Raw genomic sequence first — 26050 nt, 5'->3', positions numbered from 1 at the left:
AATTGTATTTTTTAGAATTAAAGCTAAGAAGCAAAAGATTAGAGAATTAGTTAAAAATTCATAAAATTTACTCTTTTTTAGTTTGATGTATATTAATAAATACTACTTTGCAATATCTAATAAATGTATATAGCAAAAATTTTTAATAATAAATTATAACATTAAATAAGATTATTTTAAACTTGCAAAGATTCTAAAATGATTTTTATTTTGATATAATTTCTATATAGAAATTATATTTTAAAGGAAAATAATGGATTTAAAAACATCTCTTGTAGATTTGCAATGTGAAATGGTTGCGGAAAAAAATTTAGTAAATCCTAAACAAATTACTTGGTTGCAATATGATATTTTATATCAATTAAAAAAATAAAGGGGAGATTTTACCATCAAATTTAAGTATTTTACTTGGAATATCGCGAACTAAAATTTCAAAAGCATTAAAAGGGTTGAAAGCTAAAGGATATATACAACAATTTCCAAATAAATTTGATGGAAGAGAATTATATACTTCTATTACTAAAGAAGGTAAAGTTTTACTAGATGATATTTCGGCTAAGCATACCACACTTCATCAAACAGCATTAAAAATTTTTTCTAAAGAAGAGCAAGAAGCGTTTGCCTATTTATCAAATAAACTATCAGGCAAATTGCGTATGGCTAGGATAAAAACAGATGAATAATTTTATAGTTATAAAAAATGCAGCCACAAATAATCTCAAGCATATTTCGGTAAAAGTCCCAAAATATAAAATAATTGCAGTTACAGGTATTTCTGGATCTGGAAAATCTTCTTTTGTATTTGATACGATTGCAAGTGAATCACAGAGATTATTAAACGAAACTTATTCCACTTATATTCAAAATTTATTGCCTAAATATAAAAACCCTATAGTTGATTTAATTTCTAATCTTCCTGTTTCTTTGGTTATTAATCAAAAAAGATTACAAGGTAATTCAAGATCAACAGTAGGGACAGTTACAGACATATATTCAGATTTAAGACTTTTGTATTCAAGGATTGTTAAGCCTTTTATCGGTTACTCTATGAAGTATTCATTTAATAATCCTCAGGGGATGTGCAAGAATTGTCAAGGATTAGGAGTTTTAAAGTCTATAGATGTCAAAAAATTAATTGACTTTAATAAGTCATTAAATGATAGTGCAATAGAGTTTCCAACATTTCAAAATGGTGGTTGGAGATTAACAGGATATACAGAATCTGGATTTTTTGATAATGATAAGATAATAAGAGACTATACGAAAAATGAACTAGATTTACTTTTATATTCACCTGAAATCAAACCTGAAAATCCTACGAAAAACTGGCATAAAACGGCAAAATATCTTGGAGTAATTCCAAGAATTACGAATGCCTTTGTCAATGTGGAAAATGCAAAATACAAAAATGATTTATATCATTTTTTAGATAGCATTGATGACGAAAGTGTATCCATTGTCATTAATGAATTAAAAACAAAATTGAGGGGTTTATCTCTTGTGGGGCTAGACTACCTAAAATTAAATCAACCAACAAGCACTTTATCAGGTGGTGAAGCTCAAAGAATTAAAATGGTTAAGTATTTAAACAGTGCTTTATCGGATGTGCTTTATATATTTGATGAACCAAGCGTAGGTCTTTACCCCCAAGATATTAAAGATATTACTAATATTTTTAAAGAAATAAAAAATAAGGGCAATACGGTTTTGTTTATTGATCATGATTTAGACATGATTAGGGTATGCGATGAAGTAATTAACTTTGGCGAAGGAGCTGGGACTCACGGCGGTAAAGTGACTTTTCAAGGCTAATTTAAAGATTTGTTAAGGTCAAATACAGTTACAGCTAAAGCATTTTAAAAAACATTCTATAATACAAGAAAAGAAGCAGTTCTTAAAATATTATGAACTTGTCAATGTATCAAAGCATAATTTAAAAAATATCTCTGTAAAAATTCCACAAAATGCCATTACAGCAGTAACAGGAGTTGCGGGATCTGGAAAAAGCACATTAATAAGAGAAGTTTTTGTAAATAGCTATCCAAAATCAACAATTTTAGATCAAAGTATGCCACAAGCTTCTAGTCGCTCTAATATTGCTACTTATTTAAAAATTTATGATGAAATTAAAAAAGTTTTTAGTAAAGAAAATCATGTTGATATATCACTCTTTTCTATGATGGGAAAAGGAGCTTGTCCTTTATGTAAAGGAAAAGGTGTTGCGAAGCTTGATTTAGCTTATCTTGGAGATTTTGAAGAAATTTGCGAAAAATGCCAAGGAAAGAGATTTAATGACAAAGCACTGTCATACCTATATAGAGGTAAAAATATAAGCGAAATATTTGATCTAACTGCCCAAGAAGCCAAAGAGGTATTTTTTGATAACGACTTGATAAAACACGCATTACAAAGCGTTATTAAAGCTAATTTATCCTATATAAAACTTGGACAAACGCTTGACTCATATTCTGGTGGTGAACTTCAAAGATTAAAGATATCACAAATGCTATTAAATCATACATCAAGAATTATTATTTTAGATGAACCTACAACAGAGTTACATGAAGCCGACATTAGTAATTTATTGATACTTATTCGTGAATTAGCAAGAAAAGGAAATACAGTAATAATTATAGAGCATAATTTATCTGTTATTGCTCAAGCAGATTGGATTATCGATCTTGGTCTAAAAGGAGGAAAAATGGGAGGAAATTTATTATTCCAAGGATATCCAATTGATTTTATTAAATGTCAAGATTCTTTTACTGCAAGTCACTTAAGAAGATTTTTGAAAAAACAATAAAACCCGTATAAATTTTTAAAATATTATTTACGACTTAAAAAATAATCATTTCATATCACAATGTTTTAAAAAATTTAATAAAGAATTATGTTAAGTTGGATATATATTTAATTGACGATATTTAATAAACTTGATAAAATAGTGCTTTTATTTTATTATAAGGTGGTTTTTTGGATTATTTAATTTTTATTTTGGTTTTTTGTGTTTTTATTTTAAGGCTATATTTTTTAAAAATTTCTAAGAAAAATGAGAAAAATATTTTGGAAAATGGTGGAAAAGAGTATGGTGTAAATAATACAAAAGCCATAACCATAGTTCATGTTATGTTTTATCTTTTTTGTTTATTTGAAGCTATTGTAAGAGAGGTAAAATTAGATATAGTTAGTTGTATTGGTTTGGGATTACTACTATTTGCATTTTTTATGTTGTATTATATAGTAAATTATTTATTAAAAGATATTTGGACAGTTAAGCTGATGATAGCTAAAAATCACAAATATAATCCACATTTTCTTTTTAGAACAATAAAGCATCCAAACTATTATCTAAATATTTTTCCAGAACTTGTAGGACTTTCAATGCTTTGTCATGCTAGTGTATCGTTTATTATTTTAGCTCCAATTTATCTTATAATTATATACATAAGAATAAAAGAAGAAGATAATTTGATAAAAAATGTAATCATACCAAACGGTATAAAAGAATTTTGATTTTATTATAAAACTTGGTTTTTAATTGATGAAATTTATAAATGAAGTAGTAAAATGATATATCTAGTTTCTCATACAAAATTTAATGATAATAGTGTTAAACATTTGCAAGTTTGTGAGATAAAATTTCATAAATTTAGTGTAGATTTAAGTAAATTTGACGCGCTAGTTTTAACTTCTAAAAACTCAGTTAAAGCCCTTAAATTTAACTTAATAAATTTAGCAAATTTAGAAGTTTTTAGTATAGGCGAAGGTACCACAAAAGAGGCGTTAAATTTTGGATTTACTAAAATTTATACAGCCAAAAATGCTCACGGAAATGAGTTTGCAAATGAAATCGCACGGCTTTTAAAAAGTAAAAAAACTCTTTTTTTAAAAGCAAAAGAAGTTGTATCTGATGTTTTTGGAATTTTGAAAAATGGCGGTGTAAATTTAATAGAAATAATAGCCTACGAAAATGTTTTTTTAAATTTACCAAACGAGTTAAAACCGCCTAAAAACAGCATTATTATTTTTACATCCCCGTCTAATGTTGATGGGTTTTTAAGAAATTTTGAACTAGATCTTAGTTATAAAATCATAGCAATAGGCAAAAAAACAGCAATAAGTCTGAAAAATTTCCCAAATATCATTGTTAGTAAAACGCAAAGCATAGAAAATTGTATAGAAATTGCAAAAAATTTAGCGTAAATTCTAAATTTATATACACATTGGCTGTAAATTTAAGTATTGTTTTGTTATAATTTAATCGCCTGAACGAAGCGTCAGTATTTTTGAGGGTCCAACACATAAGTATGGCGATGATGTACTTAGTTCGTGTGATGTGGTTTTGTTTGAGCTTTTTTGAAAGTAAGAGATTGCAACCTGTAGAACTAGTCTAGTTGCAAGTTTGGCTTTTTAGGGCCGACCATTTATAACAACGCTCGTTTGGGTATTTTATTTTGGAGACAATATTTGAAAATTTTGATAATTGGAAGTGGTGGCAGAGAATACGCCATTGCTATAAAACTTCTTGAAAACAAAGATAACTCACTCTTCTTCGCACCTGGAAATGGTGCTACAAATAACCTAGGAACAAATTTAGATATAAAAGATTTTGAAAAGTTGGCTGATTTTTGTGAGCAAAACAAGATAGATTTAACAATCGTTGGTCCAGAAGATCCCCTTACAAATGGTATTGTGGATGTATTTAAAAAAAGAAATTTAGTTATATTTGGTCCAAGTAAAAATGCTGCAAAACTTGAAGGTAGCAAAGTTTATATGAAAAATTTCCTTAAGAAATATAACATTAAAACAGCTAGATTTTTAAGCTCAAACGATAAAGATGAAATTTGTAAGTTTATAGATACTTTGGGTGATAAAGTTGTTGTAAAAGCTGATGGACTTTGTGCTGGAAAAGGCGTTATCATAGCAAATTCTCACGATGAGGCAAAAAAAGAAGCTCTTGATATGCTTAGTGGAAAAAGCTTTGGAGAAGCTGGAAAAAATGTAGTTATAGAAGAGTTTTTAGACGGATATGAGCTTAGTTTTTTTGCTATTTGTGATGGTAAAAACTTTGTAAGTTTGCCTTTTGCACAAGATCATAAAAAACTTAATGATGGAGATATGGGTCCAAATACCGGCGGAATGGGTGCTTATGCACCAAGCCCACTAGCCAATGATAATCTTTTAAAAAGAGTTGAAAACGAGATAGTAAGAGTTACGCTTGATGGTATGATACAAGAAAATGCACCATTTTGCGGTGTTTTGTTTGTAGGTCTTATGATTGTTAATAATGAACCATATGTGCTTGAATACAATGTTCGTTTTGGTGATCCAGAATGTGAAGTTTTGATGCCGCTAATAAAAGGCGATTTGGCTGGTATTTTAAAAGATGCAAGTTTGGGTAAATTAACTAATATAGAGCTTTATAATAAATTTAGCGTTGGCGTTGTAATGGCTAGTGAAAATTATCCTTTTGCTTCTTCGCCAAAACAAGAAATTAGTGTAGAAAATATACCAAATGACACACATATTTGTTATGCTGGAGTTAGTTTGGAAGATAAAAAACTATATGCAAATGGTGGTAGGGTTTTGGTTTGTGTTGGCAGTGGAGATAACATAAAAGAAGCACAGGAAAAAGCTTATATGCTTTGCCAAAATGTCAAATTTAAAGGTGCAAAATTTAGAAAAGATATCGCATATCAGGCATTAAAATGAGTGATGATGTATTAAAAAAACTAAATACAGAGGGCATTGATATAGCACCGATGAACAAAAGATTTTTATCTTATGCCATTGATGAAGTTTTACTTAGTTTGCTTTTTGTAATAATTTATTGGGATTCTTTTACTGTAAGTAATGATTTTGAACAAACATTGGAGATGGTTTCATCCATGAGTCTTCAGCTTGTGCTTTTAAAAGTGGTTTATCAGTCATTTTTCATATGGTATTATGGTGCAACTATAGGTAAAATAATTTGTAAAATAGTATGCATTGATGTTGTTATGCTTTCAAAGCCAAAATTAAGCGCAGCTATTTTAAGAGCGATTTTTAGAATAGTCAGTGAGAGTTTTTTATACTTAGGGTTTGTTTGGGCCTTGGGAAATGAACTAAGACAAACTTGGCATGATAAAATTGCAAAAACAGTGGTGATAAATGCGTATTAAAAAGATTATTTTTTTTCTTTGCGTGCTTTCTACGATTTCGTATTGTAAAATTGAAAATATGGAACTTTTAGCAGATGAAGTAACCAAAGAAGGAAATACAACTATAGCAAATGGTAATGTTTTGGTTTTCTCGCAAAGTTATCTTGCTACTGCCGATAAAGCTATGTATCACGATGACGATAATTCCAGTATAGAGCTTTTTGGTAATGTAAATTTTATGACAAAAGATGGCTATATTAGCAGGTCATCTTACACAAAACTTTATTTAGAAAATAATAACATAACTTCGGATGCTTCTTTTATGATGAATAAGCAAAATGAAGTTTGGATACAAAGCGATAATGCTTGTGATGATAAAGAATATTATAACACAAGCGGTTCTGTTGTATCAAGTTGTAATGTTAATGATCCTGATTGGTCTATTAAATTTACAAGCGGTATGATGAACAAAGAAAGTAAGTATTTACATCTTTTTAACCCTAGATTTTACATAGGAAGTGTTCCTATTTTTTATCTGCCGTATTTTGGATTTCCAACAGATAAAACTAGAAGAACTGGACTTTTGATCCCAAGTGTGGGGTATAAGCAAAAAGAAGGATTGTTTTATAGACAACCTATATATTTCGCACCGCAAGATAGATGGGATTTAGAGTTAGATCCCCAGATTAGAACAAATAGAGGTTCTGGAATTTATGGAACATTTAGATTTGTTGATTCTATGGATTCAAGAGGAAGTATTACAACCGGTATTTTTAAAGAAAAGAAATCTTATCAAGAAGAGCAAAATCTAAAAAACGATTCTCATAAAGGTTTTGAGTTAAAGTATGAAAGGGATAAATTAGCAAAATATTTGCTAGATGATAGCTATAAAGAGGGACTTTGGATAGATTATACTTCTTTAAGAGATGTTGAGTATCTAAAACTTCAAAATACAGGGTCCGATAACGACTATGATGATTCTTTGGTAACTTCTAGATTAAATTATTTTCTTTCTAAAGATAATCACTATATAGGTCTTTATGGTAGATATTATGTGGATTTATATGAACTAGCATCAAAAGGAAATAATGACAAAACAGTTCAAGAACTTCCTACCATACAATATCATAAATTTGTAGATTCGCTTTTTATTCCAAAACTTCTTTATTCTGCTGATTTGATGTATCATAGATATGATAGAGATATAGGAACAACTGCAAATCAAGTTGAGTTTAATCTGCCAGTAACTTGGAGCACAGATTTGATGGATGAGTATTTGAAATTTGTAGTTAAAGAAAATTTATACACCACAAAGGTTAATTACTCAAAAAACAAAACTATCATAGATAATCAGCTTGAAGATGTAAAAGATAATGATTATATAAACACATACACTCAATTTGCTTTATCTACAGAGCTTTCCAAAGCTTATAGTAACTTTTTTCATACTATAAATTTTGCAATTGATTATGTAATTCCAGGGTATGAAAAAAATGGTATAGATAAAAAAATATATAATGGATATGGCGATTTATCAAATATTAATCTGTTTAATAGATATTTAGAAGATAATTTTGTAACTAGCATGGATGAAAAGTATTTAGATGAAACTTCATCTGCTAGTATGGTTCAGTATTTTTACAACAAAGATGGCAGAAAAGTGCTAAGACATAGCGTTGAGAGCGGTTATAATATAGATAAAGATAAATATCTAAATTTAAAGCATCGTGTATCTATTTTCCCTTATTCAAATTTATCGCTGCACAATAAATTTGAATATGATTTTAATGAAGATATATTTGAAAAAATACAAAGCACGATTAATTATTCACACTCTATCGTATCACTAGGACTTTGGCATAACTATGAAAATAAAGGAAAGCGTAAAAATACTCAGAAATATGATAAAGAAGAGTATTTTGGTGCAACTGGCTTAGTTAATATAAATAGATATTATTCTGTTTTTGGTAGCTTTGGATATGATTTTGAAAATGACTATACAAAAACATGGAGTGCTGGGTTAAACTATAGAAGAAAATGCTGGGGATATACTATTAAATTTAAAGAAGATTTAGAGCCTGAGTTTACAAGTGCAGGTCCAGGAATGGAGAAGAAAAAGGCTGTGTATTTGTATTTTGATTTTTATCCAATTGGTAGCGTTGGTTATGATTATTCTACAACGCAGTATAGTGGCAATCAATGATTGCTTTAGAAGAGCTTCAATTTGAAAATCAAATTGAAGCGGCAAAAAAAATCATAGAAATTTTGCCAAGTGATTTGGTTTTTAATGATTATTTGATGGTTTGTTCATCACTAGAGTCTGTTATAGTTGCAGATATTGTCGCAAAAGAGCTTAAAGTAAGTTATGAGATTATGTTTTGCGAATCCATTTATGCACCATATAATAGCGAATGTGCGATAGGTATGGTAAGTGAAACACAAGAGATAGTTTTGCATGAAAATTTGATAAAATCTTTTGGCATAACGCTTGGTTATGTTTTTGGGGAGGCACATAGGAAATACGAAGAAAAAATTTTAAAAAATGTTTATAAATTTAGAAAAGGAAATTTATTAGGTGAATTAGCAAATAAAAACATTTTGCTTATTGACGAAGGTTGCGAAACTGGACTTACTGCTGAAATTTGTGTAAAAACTTTGTTAAATGAAGGAGTAAAATCTATAACTTATCTTACACCTCTTATTTCAACTGATATCGCCGATGAGCTAAATGTTTTAGTGGATAAGGTTTATGCCGTTCATAAAATTGCTAATTTTGTTAGTGTGGATTTTTATTATAAAAATAAAATTATTTCAAGTCCAGAAATTATAGTTTCTATACTAGAAGAAAGTCCATATTATTTGCCACTTCAAAAAGGAGATAAGAGTGCAAGTTAAAATAGAAATAAATAATCAAAATGAAATTTTTGATGTAGATAAAGTTGCAAAGCAAGCAGCCGGTGCTGTTTTAATGAGAGTAAAAAACACGGTTATACTAGCTACTGTTGCTAGAGAAGATTCACAAGTTGAAGATGATTTTTTGCCTTTAACTGTGCAATATATAGAAAAACAATACGCAGCTGGGCGAATTCCTGGCGGATATGTAAAAAGAGAGACAAAACCTGGTGATTTTGAAATATTAACATCTAGGATAATAGATAGAAGTTTAAGACCGCTTTTTCCAAAAGGTTATGCTTATCCTACGCAAATTGTAGTTTATGTTCTTTCAGCAGATCCTGAAGTTGATTTGCAAGTTGTGAGCTTAAATGCTGCTAGTATCGCACTTTATTTAAGCGATATACCTGTTTCAATGCCAGTTTGTGGCGTTAGGGTTGGTTGCATAGATGATAAATTTGTGATAAATCCTAGCAATAGCGATCTTAATAATTCTACTTTGGATTTGTATGTAGCTGGATTAAAAGATGAACTTTTAATGATAGAGATGAGAAGCTTACCAACAATTGGCGATAACAATAATTTATCAAAAGATTTATCTGATCTTGTTATAAATCAAAATATGAATGAATTTAGTGAAGATAGAATGGTTGAGGCAATTGAGTTTGCAAGAGCTGCCATACTAAAAGGCAGTAATGCTTATGAAGAGGCTTTTTTAAATTTAAAAAAAGAAGATGCAAATCTTGATTTAAAACCAGAGATAGAAAATGAAAGTATAGCTGTTTATATAGATGAATTTTATAAAAATGATGTAAAAGATGCCATAAATAAAATGGCTAAAAGCGAAAGAGCTAGTGAGCTTGATGCAATAGCAAAAACTATATCAGAAGATGAAACTGCTGTAAATGAGGGCTGGGATCTTAAAGTTATACAAAATTTTCTTGGTAAATACAAAAGAAAAATCATAAGAGATCAGATTATAAATGAGCATAAAAGAGCCGATGGCAGGGGATTAAAAGATGTTAGACCTATTAGCATAGAAACCAACATACTTCCTAATGCACATGGAAGCTGTCTTTTTACAAGAGGTCAAACTCAAGCTCTTGTTGTAGCTACGCTTGGTTCAGATAGCGATGCCCAGATGAGTGAAATACTTACTCAAAAAGGGGCTGTTGCCGAGAGATTTATGTTTAATTATAATTTTCCTGGATTTTGTGTTGGCGAAGCAAGTCCATTAAGAAGCCCTGGAAGAAGAGAATTGGGGCATGGAAATTTAGCTAAAAGAGCATTAGCTCCTAGCATACAAGAAACTTCTCCATATACAATAAGAGTTGTAAGTGAAATTTTAGAAAGTAATGGCTCTAGCTCTATGGCTAGTGTTTGCGGCGGATCTCTTTGTATGAGAGCAGCTGGTGTTGATACTATAAAATTAGTTGCCGGTGTTGCTATGGGTCTTGTATTTGAGGACGATAAATACGCTATTTTAACTGATATAATGGGACTTGAAGATCATGATGGCGATATGGATTTTAAAGTTGCAGGATCGATTGATGGGATAACCGCTTTGCAGATGGATATAAAGCTTGGCGGTATTAGTTTAGATGTATTAAGACAGGCTCTTTATCAAGCAAAAGAGGGCAGGGAACATATCTTAAATTTAATGGAAAATGCAAATGATCAGATTGTTGTAAATGAAGATATTTTGCCTAAATTTGAACTTTTTAGCATAGATCCAAGCAAAATTGTAGATATTATAGGTCAAGCTGGAAAAACTATAAAAGAGATTATAGAAAAATTTGCAGTTAGCGTTGATTTAGATAGAGAAAAAGGCGAAGTTAAGATAGCTGGAGATGTTAAGAAAAACGTAGATGCCGCAAAAGATTATATAATAGAAATAGTTTCTAAAGATAAAAATCAAAAAAGAAGACAAAATTCTCAACACAAAAAAGAGACTATCAAATTTGAAATAGGGGAAGAGTTTGATGGGGAAGTTAAAAATATTTTAGATTTTGGTGCATTTATCTCTTTAAGGGATAATGTTGATGGACTTTTACATATATCAAAAATAAAAAACCCGCTTAATGTTGGAGATAAGATAAGAGTAAAAGTAGACGAACAAAAAGGTAGCAAAATCTCTCTTGATTTAGCTGAGTAAATTACATAAGACAGAAAAGAATTAACTCTTTTCTGTTTGTATAATTTAAATTTGGGCTATATATTCTATCTCTACTAGAACATCTTTTGGTAAATTTGCTATGCCAACAGTGCTTCTTGCGGGTTTTATTTCGCCTTTAAAATAGCTTGCATAAATTTCATTTACTTTTGCAAAATCACTTATATTTTTTAAAAAAATTGTAGTTTTTACTATATTGTCTAATGATGAACCAGCTTCTTGTAAAACACAGGATATATTTTTCATAACTTGATGAGTTTGATTAACTACATCATCACTTAAAAGTTCGCCATCTTTTGTAAGAGGAATTTGTCCAGAGCCAAATATAAAACCATTTGAGATAACTGCTTGCGAATATGGGCCGATTGCCTCAGGTGCATTTTTTGTTGAAATTTTTTTCATATTTTCTCCTAAAATAAAATTTGTAAATTATATCATTATTAATAATATATGTTTTTTAAATAATAAAATTTTTATAAATTAACATAAAAGCAAATCCTATTAAAATAATTGCAGCTATATAAGATAATTTACTTGCCATGCTATCACTTATAAATTTTCTGTTTTTATAAACAAATAGTGGCATTAGTGAAATCCAAGAAAATATAGCCATAATTAAACCACAAATAAGCGCTACATTTGCTGATTTATCACTACTGATAGTTGCTATGCTTAGCCAAAAGCCTATCGTATAAGGATTGCTTATAGTTAGTAAAAAGCCTTTTAAAAAAGTTTTTGGCTTTGATTTAAATTTGATATTTTTAAAAGATATACTTTGCTTTGCGTTTTTTATGATTGCATAAGATATGTAAAATAAAAAAATCGCTCCAAATATACTTAAAGATTTTAGTATGATTGGTGTATTTAAGAAATTTAAAACACCATAATTTAAAAGAAGTAAATAAAAAACATCGGCAAACATAGCACCCATTCCAAACAAAAGTGCATAAGAGTAAGATTTTATGGCATAAGACATTATTAAAATATTTACTGGACCTATTGGAACGGCAGCTCCATATCCTAGTAGGATTCCTTGAAATAAAAAATTAATCAAGATATTAAATCTTTTTTGGGCTCACCTAAATAGTAGCCTTGAAATTCATCTATGTCAAGATCCACACATATATCAAAAACCTCTTTTGATTTCACAAACTCTGCTATTGTTTTTATTTTTAAATCTTTCGCAAATGCAACAATTGCTCTTGTTATGACATATGAGTTTCTATCTTTATCTATATCTTTTATTATTGAACCATCTATTTTTAAATAATCTGGCATTAATTTTAACAAATAAGCAAAATTGCTATATCCGCTTCCAAAGTCATCTATTGCTATTTTAGCACCCATTCTTTTTACTCTTTTAATAAAATTTTCAATTCTTACTATATTTTCTATATTTTCATCTTCTAGTATTTCAAAAACAACTCTATTTCCTATGTCATATTCGCTAAGTTTTTCTATTATAAAAGAACTTATAACTCCATCTATCATATCTGTTTTTGATATGTTTAAAGATATTATTGTATTTGGATGTTTTTTGAGAGTTTGAAATGTTTTATCTATAAGTATCATTTCTATCTCAGCATATCTTTTTGTTTTTTTGGAAATTTCTAAAAAAACAGCAGGACTTATGATGCCCTCTGTATCATTAACAATTCTTACTAAAGATTCATATTTTATAATATTTTTGTTTTTATCGAAAATTGGTTGAAAATATGGCATTACTTCATTATTATATATGGCTTTATTTATTATATATGATTTTGAAATACTTGTTTTAAAATCTATTATTTGATCTATTTGCTTAAAGTAGCAAACATAGTCTTTGTTAAGATTTTTTGCCATTTTTAAAGCTGTAAATGCTTTGGCTAATGTATTTTCAGACTCAAGAGCTAGTCCCATGGTTATATGTAGCTCTACTGAATAATCTAGGGTATTTTTAGAAGTGGTTATATTAAAAATTTTGCCTTTTAGTTTTGCAATCAAATCTTGTGCAATATTTTCATATTTTTCTATGTCAAATGGCAAATCTTCTAAAAGCGCAAACTGATCGCCTGTAAGTCTATATAGTTTTAGGTTGTATTGTTTTGAAAAATCTTTTAGAATTTTTGATAACTCTTTTAAAAGTTCATCGCATACCGTTTTTCCAAAATAATCATTCATTATCTTAAAATCATCAATATCTATAACTATAATTTTTGGCATTTGCATATCTTTTAGGTCCCTATATATAGCTGTTTTATTTGAAAGACCGGTTAGGGAATCTACATAAAGTTTTTGTTCTAATTCTTTGTTTTTATTATTTAGCTCTATATTTTTTTTTGTTTACTTCATTTTGCATTTTTATTATAAAGCTTAGATAAAATTTATATAGTAAATATATGGTTAATATAGATATTGTTAGCATTATTAGACTAATAATAAGATTTGATTTTATGCTATCTATGATCCAATATTTGAAATTATGTTTTTTTGCAATATTACCCTCTAACATATTCACTATATCAAATCCTATAACCAAATCACTACTGATTTTTTTGAAATAGACTATTTTTTTTATATATTTTGATATATCTTGAAATTTATAAATTTCATTTTCTTTTATAGCAGCATTGTATTCATCTAAGCCAATTAATGTGTATTTACTGCTAGATAGGGTTGTATTTTTTAATTCAGGATATCTGGAACTATAGTATATGATAGGCTCTTGTGAATTTTTAGAGCCAATTACCCATAAAGATTTAGAGTTATTTTGTGCATATTTATCAAAATCAAATTCCAAAGGATTATCATATTTTTTTAAATTAAATTCTATTTTATCTATAGTTTCTTTTAAATCTAAAAAACTGGCTTCTGTTTTAAAATCATCGTCTAAATAGTATTTGGATAAGAAAAATAAAATATTTATCGGGATTATAAAAATAAATAGTATAATGAGTATTTCTATAAATTTTCGCTTAATAGTTTTTGTTTTTAAATTATATATGTTTTCATGTTGCATTATTTAAACCCTAAATTATTATTGTATTAGTAATATTATACTTTTTTAAAGTAAATTTGCATTTTATAATCTTACTATTTTTGCTCCAAAACCACCTAAATTTGGCGGTGCATCAAAAAACTCTTTTACGCTTGGATGATCTTTTAAAAATTCTTTTACAGCATAAGCTAGTTTTCCAGTGCCTATGCCGTGTTTTATAACAACTTCATCAAAACCAACAAGCAAACTATCTGAAATAAACTTATCAACTTTTTGTAAAGCAACTTCAGCTCTAAGTCCGTGTAAATCAAGTATCATACTTGCATTTTTTGGCTTTTGTATGTTTAAATTTAGCTTTGGTTGTTGCATTTTGGCTTGATTTCCGCTTGGTTTTATGGAATTTAGCGAAACTCTTAATTTTATGCCATCGCTTAAAATAGTAACTTCATTTTTGTTTATGGATATTATTTCGCCTTTGATATTGTTATATTTTACCCTATCTCCAATGCTAAATTTATGTTCGCTTTTGCTCTGCTTTGGAAGCTCTATGGCTTTTTTTAGATCATTTGCTCTGTTTATGCTTCTTTGTTTATCTTTTGTATCTTTTAAATTTATAGTTTTTTTGGCTTCATTTATAGCTTTAAAATACTCAATTTCAAGTTTATTTATTTTATTTTGTAAAATTTCATCATTTTTCTCTTGCTGGTCTTTTAAATTTGATATAAGTCTGTCTAGTTTTTGCGATTTTATCTCATTTTGTATGATTTTTTCTTTAAGTTCATTTTGTGTATTTATAGCTTGAGAAATGGCTAAATTTAAATTTTCCTTATCTTCGCCATAAGCTTTTTTAGCCTCACTTACTAAGTTTTGACTTATGCCGTAGCGAAGCGCAGTTTCAAATGCATAACTTTTACCTATAACGCCTTTTAAAAACTCAAATTTAGGTGAGCGTTTTTCTTCATCATATAGTGCTGCAACTAGCTCTACATCGCTATTTTTACTAAGTAACATTGCTAAGCGTTTATGGTGCGTTGTAATTACCATTTTCATATCATTTTGCATAAGTTTGTTTATCATTACGCTATAAAGACTTGCGGCTTCTTCAAAATCTGTTCCAAGCTCTATTTCATCAACCCCTATGAGGATGGATTTTTGAGAAAAAAGTTTAGAAAATTTAAGCATTCTGCCTGCAAATGTAGATATATCATTTTTGACATTTTGTGGATCTTCGATGATTGTATCAAAGTTTTTAAATGTGCCTATTTTTGATTTATCACTATTTATACTCATAGGAAGAAGATATTTTGCAAGCAAGCTTGCTGTTATAATGGATTTTAAGAGCATACTTTTTCCGCCCGCATTTACTCCTGTGATTAGTAGCACTTTACCGCAAAACTCAACGCTTACTCGCTTTGGATTTTTTAGGGCAGGGTGTGCAAATTCGCTTAAAATAATATCTTTGGAGCTATCTGGTAAAACAAAGCTCAAATCATAGCTTTTTGCCATCATTGCTCTTGCGCTAAGAGCATCAAAAGTATCGAAAGTTTGATTTATAAATTTCAAAAACAGATAATTTTTATGCAAAATAGAACTAATTTTGACACAATGTTCGTAAATTATCTCTTCTTTTTTATCTAGTATTTCGCTTTGTTCGTTTTTTAACTTGCTTATATTTGTTGGAAAAATATAAAAAAATCCGCCGCTACTTCTTCCTACAACACTACCTTTAATAGCGTGATTAAATCCACCTCTTAAAAGAAGTGTTTCGCTATCATTTATGTAGTGAATTTGCGTATCAACAAGATACGGCGTTAAACTTTTTGAGTAAATTAGTTTTTTAAGTTCGCTGTTTATCTGCTCTTTTTTGATTTTATAAGCTTCTTTTAGATTGGCAAATCTCTCATCTAATTCATCTTTAAACTCGCCATTTTTATCAAATTTATCTGGCAAATCTTTTAAATTTTGAGGTATTTCTATCTTTTGTAGCCATTCATCAAGCTTTGGTTCAAATTTGAGTTTTTTTAGATACTCAAAATATCCTATTATCTTTGCAAATTCATAAATTTCGCTTATATGAAGCGTGGCTTGTTTGGTAAGTCTTAAAAGAGCATCATCTAAATTTGTTACATTTGGAGGTGCGTTAAATTCGCTATTTGATAAGATTAGTATCTTTTCGTAATTAAGCTTACTATCGCCTTGTAAAAAAAGTGGCTTTGGTCTTGATAAAAATGAGTTAAAATGTTCAATGTAATTTTGCAAATCCAGTGTTTTGAAAATTTCTTCATTCATCTATTTTGCAATCCTTGATATTTATAATCACGCCTTTTAAATTTACAAACTCATTTTTTGGTATGAATGTCGAAGTTCCAAACTCGTAGTTAAAACCGCTTTTATTTACATCATAAATCCCACATTTTAAAATTTTACCTTGGTTAAATTGCGTAACTAAACTCGTTTTTTCTTTGCTGATAGTTGAAATTTTGCTCTCATATATAAATATACAAATGCAGATAAAAAACACAACTAGCGTTGAGATAAGTTTTGATTTTTTGCTAAGTTTTTCATCGTTTATGCTATAAATAATTATGGCAACTACTATAATAATTAAAATTAAGATAAATCTCATATTTCTCCTCTTAATTGGTAAGTTATATCACCAGCTCCAAAGCCTATTACCAAGCCTTCATCCATTCGGTGTTTTACATCAAATTCATCATTAAAAGTTATAGCTCCATCTTCATTAAAAACTCTTTTTGCAAAATTTGGTCTTAATTCTTTAAATTCTTTTTTTAAATTTATTCCATTATCGGCTTCTCCGCCTGAATAAACAGGAAGTATCACGATATCATCCACTCCTTCAAAGCATGTTTTAAAGCTTTGTAAATTTGCTTTTAATCTTGTAAATCTATGCGGCTGCCAAATAACGGTTATTTGAGAAATTCCAAGCATATTAGCATACTCTTTTGCACTTTTTAGAGTTGCTTTTATCTCAGTTGGATGATGACCATAATCATCTATTAAAATAAAGTCTTTACTGGCTTTTAGTATATCAAAACGCTTTTTTATGCCTTTGTATTTGGCTAAATTTTCTCTTATGCTCTCAAGCCCAACTTCGCAGTTTGCTGCAAGTATGGCAAGGGAAGCATCTATAGCGATATGTTCCCCTATGCCAAAAACTTCAAATGTGCCTAAATTTTTAAGATTAAAACTCATGTATGGTTCGTAATTTCTTAAAACCATTTTTGAATCCGTTATATCTTTACTTGGATATAGTTTTATGCAGTCCATTTTTAGCGTAGATAAAAACTCATCTTCAGCATTTATCACTCTAACTTTTGCTCTTTGTAAAAAACCAGTATAAGCTGCGTAAAATTTATCCAAATCATAATCGTAATGCTCCATATGCTCAGGCTCAGCATTTGTTACAACTGCTAAATACGGGTTTGAGTTTAAAAAACTACTATCGCTTTCATCTGCTTCAAAAATGACATTTTCGCTTTCAAAATATTTCATATTTGAGCCAAATTGCTTTGATATAGCACCAATTATAACAGAGCCATCAACTAAACTTGCAAGCATTGAAGAAGTTGTGCTTTTGCCGTGTGCTCCAGCAACCGAAAAAACTCTTTTATCATTTAGTATAAATGGTAATATCTCTTTTCTTGATAGACATTTTATGCCTTTTTCTTTGGCTGCGATTAGTTCTGTATTTTCAGGTTTTATAGCAGCTGAATAAACTACCATATCTTGATCTTGTATGATATCAGCACTATGGGGCGTTATAACGCGAATTCCTTCGTTTCTTAAATCTATTATAGTTTGTGTTTCTTTAATATCTGAACCGCTTATTATAAAATTTTTTTCTTTTAAAAATCTAGCAATTGCAGAAATTCCGATACCGCCTATGCCTATAAAATGAACTTTTTGCATAAAATTTCCTAAAACTTTTTTGGCAATAATTGTAACCAAAAATGACTTAATGTTTTATCTTTAAATTTAGTGTGATATAATTTACTTATCATTTAAAGGAGTTTTTGGGTGTATAAAAATAAAATTTTAGTTTTGGGTGCTGGGTATGCTGGGTTATCTTTTTTAAAAAATTTGACAGCTATAAAAGTATTAACAATTGCGAAATAACACTAATAAATACAAATTCATATCATTATCATAGTGCACTTTTGCATAAGGTTGCAAGTGGAGAATGTGATAGTAGGGCGATTTATAATCTAAAAGATGTGATAGACGAAAAGATAAATTTGGTTGTAGATAGTGTAGTTGATATCAAAAAAGATAAAGTTGTAACAAAAAATGGCGAGTATAAGTTTGATTATCTAGTTATAGCACTTGGTTACAGTATAGAAGATTTTGGTATCCAAGGCGTAAAAAAACTTCCCTCTTTAAGTAGCTATGAAGAGGCTTTGGAGATAAAAAAAGATATATATCAAAAACTTGATAATTATAAATTTACAAACGATAAAAAAGATTTAAGTTTTATAATTTGTGGCGCTGGATTAAGCGGCGTTGAGCTTGCTGGTTCTTTGTTAAATGAGCTTAAAAAATATGCAAAAAAAATAAATGTAGATGAAAATGAGCTTAATATATGCATTGTTGAAGCACTTCCTTACATACTGCCAATTTATGATGAAAAACTTAGGGATATGGCAAAAAGAAAACTTGAGCGTATGGGTGTAAAAGTGTATTTAAACTCAAAAATACTATCTGTTTCAAATGATAGCATAGTTGTAGAAAATTTAGGAGAAATTAAAGCAAATACGATTATTTGGACTGCTGGAACTAGGGGAAATGATTTGATTAAAAATTTGGATTTCAAGCAGATTAGAACAAGAATAGAAGTAGATGAGTTTCTTAATCCTATAGGTTTTGAAAAAAATGTTTATGCTATAGGCGATAGTTCTGCTTTTATTTTAAAAAACTCTAAACCTCATATACAAAGTGCACAAATAAGCCTTAAAATGGGGAAATATGTAGCTAAAAGTATCCAAGCTAAATTAAATGGAGAAAAAGATATTGAGAAATTTAGTTTTAAATCTCTTGGAAGTGTTTGTTCTATAGGAGATGATTATGCACTTGGAGAGGTTTTGGGCTTTAAAGTAAGTGGGTATTTTGGTCATATAATGAAAATTTTAATAGAGCGAAAATGGGATTTTATACTGGATAATCTAAGAGGATTTTTCAAAAATATCTAAATTTTAAAATTATAAATAAGTAAAATTATATTTTATAAATTTATGATGTGTAATAATTATAAATTTAAGGAAAGGTTAAAATTTGTTACAAAAAGATAATGTAATTTGTGGAGATTGTATTGAAATTTTAAAAACAATACCTTCAAATTATGTGGATTTGATATTTGCTGATCCGCCGTATTTTATGCAAACAGATGGCGAGCTTTTACGAAATAATGGAGAAGTATTTAGTGGTGTAGATGATGAATGGGATAAATTTAATGATTTTGAGCACTATGATGAGTTTTGTACTAGTTGGCTAAAAGAGTGTAAAAGGGTATTAAAGAAAAATGGCTCTATATGGGTTATTGGCTCGTTTCAAAATATTTATAGATTGGGATATATAATGCAAAATTTGGGATTTTGGATTTTAAACGATGTTATTTGGTCAAAAACAAATCCTGTGCCAAATTTTCGAGGGACTAGATTTTGCAATTCTCATGAAACTTTGCTGTGGTGTTCAAAAAGTAAAAACTCAACTTATACTTTTAACTATAAAACAATGAAGCATTTAAACAACGATAAACAAGAAAAAAGCGTTTGGGATATAGGTCTTTGCATTGGCAATGAAAGATTAAAGGGTATTGATGGTAAAAAGCTTCACTCAACACAAAAACCAGAAAAATTACTAGAAAAAATAATACTATCAAGCTCAAAACCAGGTGATATAATTTTAGATCCATTTTTTGGGACAGGGACTACTGGTGTAATTGCTAAAAAATTTGATAGACATTATATTGGGATTGAGAAAGATGAAATTTATGTAAAAGCTTCAAAAAATAGAATCTCAAATGTAAAAAAAGAGATTAATGATATAAGTCTTGGAAAACTAGAAGTAAAACCGCCTCGTGTTAGTTTAAAAGAACTTCTAAAAGTTGGCTTTTTGAAGGAAAATGAAAAATTTTATAATAAAAATCGTGAATTTATTTGCACTTTGTTTGGAGATAAAGTTAATGATAAAAGTGAAATTTTAAGTATACATAAAATGGCAGCAAAACATTTAAATAGAAGCAATTGTAATGGTTGGTCTTATTTTTACATTTTAGAAAATGAAAAGTTAGTAAGTATTGATGAATTAAGATATAAGTATGAAAGGGAATTTAGATGTTAAATTTGGATGATATTTTATTAAGTTCTATAAAAAAATTAATAAAAAATTCAACTAGTGACAAAAAATTTAAAGTTATCATAAATAAACATAAAAATAAGCTTCATTTTATACCTTTTGAGTATAGAGTTTTGGGTGGAATATTACAAAGTATGAATATTCAATTTGGAAATTTTATAGAAGAGTTAATGTGTGGTCTTGTAAAAAATAGTGGTTATGAAATTTTAACAAAATATAGTGGTAAAAAAAGTAATAATTTTAAAATCTCAAATAAAATAGACAATTTGATTGATACTTACATCACAAACGCACAGACTAAAACTAATTTTGATATTTTAAAAGAATTTCGGACTTTACAATATCAAATTTTAAATGATAAAAGTATTGAAACTATTAATTTAAGACACGATATTGATTTGCTTTTTAAAGATAAAAATAACAAAATTTACTATCTTGAAATTAAATATAATGACGATCACGATACTGGTAAATTTATGGATATAAATAGAAAATTTATAAAAACTTATGCTTATTTAGTAAGAGAATTAAACCAAGATATAAAGCCAATTTTATTTTATTTTAACAATAAAAAGATGAAAGGAAATATCTATTTGGATGAGAATTTGAGTATTTATAGAGGTAAGAGATTTTTTGATGAATTTTTAAATTTTGATTATGAAGATTTAAAAAACAAATTGGAAAATGTCTCTAGCAGTAAAGAAAATATTGAAATTTTTAATAATTTATATAAAAATATAATGAAATTAAACAAAAATAATTTAAATATTTAGAAATTTTTATAATTTTTTAATTAAAAGAATTATATTTAAATTTACATTTATTTTTTATAGAAAATCTAAATATATAATCAAAATAAAAAAGGTTAGATATGATTAGATTTTTTATGTTTGTAATGCTTTCTTTTAGTTTGGTTTTTTCTAGTGAGCTAGAAAATGATAATTCTGTGATAGTTGGTAAGCTTGAAAATGGTCTTACTTACTATATAAAACAGAACAAAACTCCGCAAAATTCAGCTCTTATTTATCTAAATGTCGCAGCAGGATCTATAAATGAAAAAGAAAACGAGCAAGGTCTCGCACACTTTGTAGAACATATGGTGTTTAATGGAACAAAGGATTTTGATAAAAATAGTCTTATAAGTGAGCTTGAGAAACTTGGTGTTAAATTTGGTGCAGATTTAAATGCTGCAACAAGTTTTGATAATACCTTTTATAAGTTAGAGATAAATTCATCAAAACAAAATTTACAAAGCGGTTTTAAAGTGCTAGAAAATATGGCTCATTATGCACTTTTTAACGAAGATGAACTTCAAAAAGAAAAAGGCATCATTATAGAAGAAGATAGAATGAGAAAAGATAGCTCTGAGCGTATTTTCAAACAAAGTATGCCTTATATTTATAAAGATAGCATATATTTAAACAGGCTTCCTATAGGAAAAATGGATATTGTAAAAAGTGCAACTCCTGAAATTATGCGAGAGTTTTATACTAGAAATTACCAGCCAAAGCTTATGAGTTTGATAGTAGTTGGGGATTTTGATGTTGATGAGGTAAAAAAACTTATAAGTGAAAATTTTTCAGATATTAAAAATACTAAAGAAATTCCAAATGTAGATAAAAGTATGGGTTTTTGGGATAAATTTGTAGTTTTTAACTCACATGATAGTGAGGTTACAAATGAGAGTATAAGAGTGTATTTTGAAGGGAAAGCAAATGTAATAAAAGATAAAAATAGCTATAAAGAGTATATTATAAAAAGGTATTTTACAAAGCTTTTTTCACAAATGAGTTCAAATTTAGCACAAAAAGGCTTGATAACAAACGATATTTATTTTTATGATTATAATCTTTTTGATCAAAAATCACTAAATGTTTTTACTCAAAGAGTTGTTTCAAATGATTATATAGGTGGAGTAAAAAATATATTTTCTTTGATAAATAAAGTTAAAAAAGATGGTTTTGATAAATCGTATTTTGAAGCGGCAAAGAGTGATTTTTTATCATTAAATGAGATGAAATTTAAAAAGAGTCAAACTCAAAGCTCAAAAGAGTATTTGATGGATATACTAAATTTCGTTCAAAATGGTGATATTTTTCTCTCTCCAAAAGATGATTACGAGATAACAAAAGAGCTTTTAAATGATATTACGCTAGATGAAATAAATGCCAAATTTAAAGGTATGGTTGAAAAAAATGGTGTTATGGTTGAGTTTTTAACAAAAGATAAGTTTAATTTTGATGAGAAAAATATAAAAGCCATTAGAGAAATAAAACCCATGAAAGTTGATTTTTCTGTAAATTTACCAAATTCTTTGGATGTTGGCGAGTTAAAAAGTGTTAAATTTGTAGATAAAAAGATTGATAAAAGCGGCGTTATAAAATATAGTTTTGAAAATGGCATAAATGTTTATTATAAGCCAAATGAGAAGCAAAAAAACAAAATGACATATATTTTTAGCTCAAAAGGTGGTTTTAGCAACCTTGAGAGTGTTAAATTTCCTGCAATGAGCGTAGATATATCAAATGGAAGCGGCGTCGGTAAATACAGCGATTTTGAGATAAATGTTATAACAAAAGGACAAATGTTTAGTTTGAATAAATTTATAAATGAAACTTCAAGAGGATACAAGGGGGAGAGCTCTAAAGATGATTTTGAAAATATGTTAAAAATGCTTGTTTTGGATATAAAATCGCCAAAACTTAGTGATGAGTTTGCTAAAAGATTTAAAATAAAATCATTAGATGCATTAAATAAAAATAGCTCCAATCCAATGTATAATTTTTTAAAAAAATACAATCAAAAATACTATAACAACAACGAAAAAAAGAGCTTTTTGAATGCAGATGATATAAATAAATTTGATATAAATAATGGTAGAGAATTTATTAAATTTAACTACTCAAATCCTTATAATTTTAACTTAATAGTAAGTGGCGATATGAGTGAGAGTAAATTTGAAGAGCTAATAAACAAATATATCGGATCAATGGATACAAAAACAAGTGTTGCAAATATTAAAGATGATGGGATAAGAGCTGTAAAAAATGGCTTTTTTGAAGATTTTTCATCTAATGATGAAAGAAGTTTGGTTCAAATTAAATTTACAAACAACGATATCAAATTTAGCCCACAAAAAGATATCATTTTTGATGCAGCTTCAAGTATATTAAGCAATATTTTAAGAGAAAATATAAGAGAAAAGGATAGCGAGGTTTACTCCATCAGTGCAGCTTATGATTTAAATAAACTGCCATATGCTAGATCTATTGGCATTATAAACTACTCTTCATCGCCAAATAATGCTAAACTTATAGTTGAAAAATCTAAAGATATTATAAAAAAATATCAAAAAGAGTTTGTTGATGAAGTGTATTTGCAAAATTATAAAAAATCAGCCATTATATCACTTCAAAAAAATATGGACAAATCTTCATTTTTAATAAACCATATAAATCAAGCGGTTATAAATGATGAACAAATTTTAAGCTACGATGATATGGCTAAAATCATAAACTCGGTAACTTTGCAAGATATCAAAACTGCATTAAATGAGCTTTTTGATACAAATAAAATGTTTGTTGGTATATTTTCTCCCAAAAAGTAGTTTTTAAATTTATATTTATCTAGCATAAATATAAATTTTATTGATAGATGATTTGAAAATATTAATTTATTTATAAAAATTTATTTCAATTCATCTAACATTTTAATTACTTCGGTTTGGTCAAATTTGCCCTGATTTAGTAAAATAAGTTTTGAAATTTTTATAAAATCTTTTGTTATATCCCACGCTATCGAGCTGTCATTCATTAGAGAAGTTGCCATAGATGAGGTTATTTTCTCATTATTTAAAAGATTATTTATAGCATCAAATGAGTTATCGTTGCGCGATTTTTTAAGTGATTTTAATGCTATTAAATGTTCTTTTGCTTCATCTAAACTATCGTTAAGTAAAATTTCATTTGTTAGTTTTAGTGTTTTTGTTAAATTTAGCCTTAGCAAGTCGTATTTTGACTTGATAAATTCATTATCGTGGTTTATAAAATAATAGATATTTTTATGTATTAATTCCATATTTTTAAGCGTATTAGCAAGATATAAACATACTTTTCTAATAGCCATAAAATACTCGCTAAATTTCTGTGTTTTATCAAAGTTTTGCGCTTTAGTGCTAAAATCAATAATCTCATTATAAATTGGCTTAAAGCGTTGCGCATAAAGTTCTTTAAAGTCAATTTTGATTGGTGTTTGGCGAAGTTTTATTATCTCGTCTGGTTGATTGTTGTTAATATCGTTTGATGAGATGCTTATGCTTTTTGCAAGGATTGTATATGTGTTTTTTACAAGATGTCTAATCTCTTCATTTATAAGTTTTTTTGAACTCTCAATAGATATTAAAGCGTCTTGATTTAAATATATGGCTTTATCTATTTGATTTCTATGATAATCTTTTTGTTTGATGAGTTTTTCAAGTAAATTTACAAATTGCTTTGCAAATGGAGCAAAAATTATCATAATAAGAAAGTTAAAATATGTGTGAAAAAGCGAGAGTTTAAGCATATAATCATTGTTTTTGATACCAAAAAATTTAGCACTAATATCTACAATATTAACAAAAGGATTAAAAAGTATTATTGCTATAATTGCTACAACAATATTTACAATGACATGACCCAGCATAAGACGCTTGCCATTTGTATTTGCGTTTAGTGAGCCAATTATCGCCATTATGGTGCTACCAACATTTGAGCCGATTGCTATAGCTAATGCATTTTCATAGACTATTTGGTTATTTGCAAGTGCGGCAAGTGTTAGCATAAGTGTTGCGTGTGAGCTTTGCATAAGGGCTGTTATAAGTGTGCCAACTATGACATAAATAACTACGCCTTTAAGACCAGCAATTGAATATTTTGCCAAGTCTATATTCTCTTTTGTGTTTTCAAATCCGCTTTTCATATACATAATGGCTATTAAGATAAGACCAATGCTAATTAAGAAACAACCGATACCTTTTATAGCATTTTCACGCATTATGGTAAAAATGACACCAAATATAACAATTGGCATTGCATAGTTTGCGATATCTATTTTAAGTCCTACCCCGGCAATTAGCCAAGCACCAGTAGTTGTGCCAATGTTTGTCCCAAATATCACAAAAAGTCCAGAAAGAAGCGTTATGAGTTCTGCACTTAAAAATGAAATACAAAGAACAGTAACAAGACCGCTTGATTGCATTATTGCCGTGCTAATAAGTCCAAAAAGAAAGCTTGTGGTATTGTTTTTTGTAGCTTTTTTAAGAAAAATTTCAAGCCAACTACCAGTCATCATCTTAAAGCTGTTTGATAAAACTTCAAGAGAGTATAAAAATAGACATATTCCAAAGCAGATGGTAAGGAAATTTTTATTATTAAAAATTAGCATAAAAAACACTACTAATACAGAATAATTAAAAAATTTCTTTACCACACTTTATCCTTTTGGTGTAAATTT

At 28.3% G+C, this 26050-nt stretch carries 22 protein-coding genes; 14 read left to right on the top strand and 8 right to left on the bottom strand.

The features are described 5' to 3' along the window. The first annotated feature begins 449 nt into the window (after positions 1 to 449). The 10 genes from CSPT_RS05095 (at position 450) to CSPT_RS05055 (ending at position 11187) form a co-directional block, all read left to right on the top strand. Positions 450 to 683, top strand: a complete 234-nt coding sequence (locus CSPT_RS05095) for a winged helix DNA-binding protein (RefSeq protein WP_220271879.1) — start codon at positions 450 to 452, stop codon at positions 681 to 683. Next, positions 676 to 1812: an excinuclease ABC subunit UvrA gene (locus CSPT_RS09145; protein WP_201261368.1), complete on the top strand. Its 1137-nt coding sequence runs from the start codon at positions 676 to 678 to the stop codon at positions 1810 to 1812. Before CSPT_RS05095 ends, CSPT_RS09145 begins: the two co-directional genes overlap by 8 nt. Before the next feature lie 157 nt (positions 1813 to 1969). Continuing rightward, the gene (locus CSPT_RS09140) at positions 1970 to 2803 is read left to right on the top strand and encodes an ATP-binding cassette domain-containing protein (protein WP_235610100.1); all 834 of its coding nucleotides are present in this window, start codon (positions 1970 to 1972) and stop codon (positions 2801 to 2803) included. A gap of 170 nt (positions 2804 to 2973) precedes the next feature. After that, entirely contained in the window at positions 2974 to 3513 is a 540-nt protein-coding gene (locus tag CSPT_RS05085; RefSeq protein WP_089182613.1) for an isoprenylcysteine carboxylmethyltransferase family protein, read from the top strand. Between the two features lie 54 nt (positions 3514 to 3567). Next, a complete protein-coding gene (locus CSPT_RS05080) occupies positions 3568 to 4203 on the top strand; it encodes a uroporphyrinogen-III synthase (protein ID WP_089182612.1) in 636 nt (211 codons plus the stop codon). Positions 4204 to 4467: 264 nt separating this feature from the next. Continuing rightward, the gene (purD, locus tag CSPT_RS05075) at positions 4468 to 5712 is read left to right on the top strand and encodes a phosphoribosylamine--glycine ligase (protein WP_089182611.1); all 1245 of its coding nucleotides are present in this window, start codon (positions 4468 to 4470) and stop codon (positions 5710 to 5712) included. Continuing rightward, the gene (locus tag CSPT_RS05070; RefSeq protein WP_089182610.1) at positions 5709 to 6161 is read left to right on the top strand and encodes an RDD family protein; all 453 of its coding nucleotides are present in this window, start codon (positions 5709 to 5711) and stop codon (positions 6159 to 6161) included. Before purD ends, CSPT_RS05070 begins: the two co-directional genes overlap by 4 nt. 58 nt (positions 6162 to 6219) lie before the next feature. Next, entirely contained in the window at positions 6220 to 8343 is a 2124-nt protein-coding gene (locus tag CSPT_RS05065) for an LPS-assembly protein LptD (RefSeq protein ID WP_249040767.1), read from the top strand. Then, entirely contained in the window at positions 8340 to 9035 is a 696-nt protein-coding gene (locus tag CSPT_RS05060) for a phosphoribosyltransferase (RefSeq protein ID WP_089182608.1), read from the top strand. The genes CSPT_RS05065 and CSPT_RS05060 overlap by 4 nt, the downstream gene beginning before the upstream one ends. Then, positions 9025 to 11187, top strand: a complete 2163-nt coding sequence (locus CSPT_RS05055; protein WP_089182607.1) for a polyribonucleotide nucleotidyltransferase — start codon at positions 9025 to 9027, stop codon at positions 11185 to 11187. The genes CSPT_RS05060 and CSPT_RS05055 overlap by 11 nt, the downstream gene beginning before the upstream one ends. Positions 11188 to 11232: 45 nt before the next feature. Here CSPT_RS05055 and CSPT_RS05050 read toward each other — a convergent pair whose 3' ends face one another. From CSPT_RS05050 to murC, 7 genes are all read right to left on the bottom strand, one after another. Beyond that, entirely contained in the window at positions 11233 to 11607 is a 375-nt protein-coding gene (locus tag CSPT_RS05050; RefSeq protein WP_089182606.1) for a RidA family protein, read from the bottom strand. A gap of 55 nt (positions 11608 to 11662) precedes the next feature. Next, positions 11663 to 12259, bottom strand: a complete 597-nt coding sequence (locus tag CSPT_RS05045) for a LysE family translocator (RefSeq protein ID WP_235610047.1) — start codon at positions 12257 to 12259, stop codon at positions 11663 to 11665. Then, complete coding sequence (locus CSPT_RS05040; protein ID WP_255410846.1) at positions 12256 to 13518, bottom strand: EAL domain-containing protein; 1263 nt, start codon at positions 13516 to 13518, stop codon at positions 12256 to 12258. Before CSPT_RS05040 ends, CSPT_RS05045 begins: the two co-directional genes overlap by 4 nt. Then, positions 13505 to 14206, bottom strand: coding sequence for a hypothetical protein (locus CSPT_RS05035; RefSeq protein ID WP_089182604.1), 702 nt, complete (start codon positions 14204 to 14206; stop codon positions 13505 to 13507). The genes CSPT_RS05040 and CSPT_RS05035 overlap by 14 nt, the downstream gene beginning before the upstream one ends. Before the next feature lie 63 nt (positions 14207 to 14269). Then, complete coding sequence (locus tag CSPT_RS05030) at positions 14270 to 16474, bottom strand: endonuclease MutS2 (protein WP_089182603.1); 2205 nt, start codon at positions 16472 to 16474, stop codon at positions 14270 to 14272. Further along, complete coding sequence (locus CSPT_RS05025) at positions 16467 to 16811, bottom strand: hypothetical protein (protein ID WP_089182602.1); 345 nt, start codon at positions 16809 to 16811, stop codon at positions 16467 to 16469. Before CSPT_RS05025 ends, CSPT_RS05030 begins: the two co-directional genes overlap by 8 nt. After that, the gene (murC, locus tag CSPT_RS05020; RefSeq protein WP_089182601.1) at positions 16808 to 18115 is read right to left on the bottom strand and encodes a UDP-N-acetylmuramate--L-alanine ligase; all 1308 of its coding nucleotides are present in this window, start codon (positions 18113 to 18115) and stop codon (positions 16808 to 16810) included. The genes CSPT_RS05025 and murC overlap by 4 nt, the downstream gene beginning before the upstream one ends. A gap of 155 nt (positions 18116 to 18270) precedes the next feature. Between murC and CSPT_RS05015 the strand changes: the two genes are divergently transcribed. The 4 genes from CSPT_RS05015 to CSPT_RS05000 all read left to right on the top strand — a co-directional run bounded on the left by CSPT_RS05015 (position 18271) and on the right by CSPT_RS05000 (position 24164). Beyond that, positions 18271 to 19392, top strand: coding sequence for an NAD(P)/FAD-dependent oxidoreductase (locus CSPT_RS05015; RefSeq protein WP_089182600.1), 1122 nt, complete (start codon positions 18271 to 18273; stop codon positions 19390 to 19392). A gap of 82 nt (positions 19393 to 19474) precedes the next feature. Continuing rightward, positions 19475 to 20542 (top strand): DNA-methyltransferase, encoded by a 1068-nt coding sequence (locus CSPT_RS05010; RefSeq protein ID WP_089182599.1) that lies wholly within the window; start codon positions 19475 to 19477, stop codon positions 20540 to 20542. Next, positions 20536 to 21330 (top strand): HinfI family type II restriction enzyme, encoded by a 795-nt coding sequence (locus CSPT_RS05005; RefSeq protein ID WP_089182598.1) that lies wholly within the window; start codon positions 20536 to 20538, stop codon positions 21328 to 21330. Before CSPT_RS05010 ends, CSPT_RS05005 begins: the two co-directional genes overlap by 7 nt. Positions 21331 to 21428: 98 nt before the next feature. Then, complete coding sequence (locus CSPT_RS05000; protein WP_089182597.1) at positions 21429 to 24164, top strand: M16 family metallopeptidase; 2736 nt, start codon at positions 21429 to 21431, stop codon at positions 24162 to 24164. Between the two features lie 80 nt (positions 24165 to 24244). Here CSPT_RS05000 and CSPT_RS04995 read toward each other — a convergent pair whose 3' ends face one another. Next, on the bottom strand, positions 24245 to 26026 hold the full coding sequence (locus CSPT_RS04995; protein WP_089182596.1) for a Na/Pi cotransporter family protein: 1782 nt from the start codon (positions 26024 to 26026) through the stop codon (positions 24245 to 24247). Between the last annotated feature and the right edge of the window lie 24 nt (positions 26027 to 26050).

It is taken from the genome of Campylobacter sputorum subsp. sputorum (assembly GCF_008245005.1).
Lineage (GTDB): Bacteria > Campylobacterota > Campylobacteria > Campylobacterales > Campylobacteraceae > Campylobacter_F > Campylobacter_F sputorum.
Note: the sequence above shows the minus strand (reverse complement) of the source record. Positions and strands in the feature narration are given on the sequence as shown.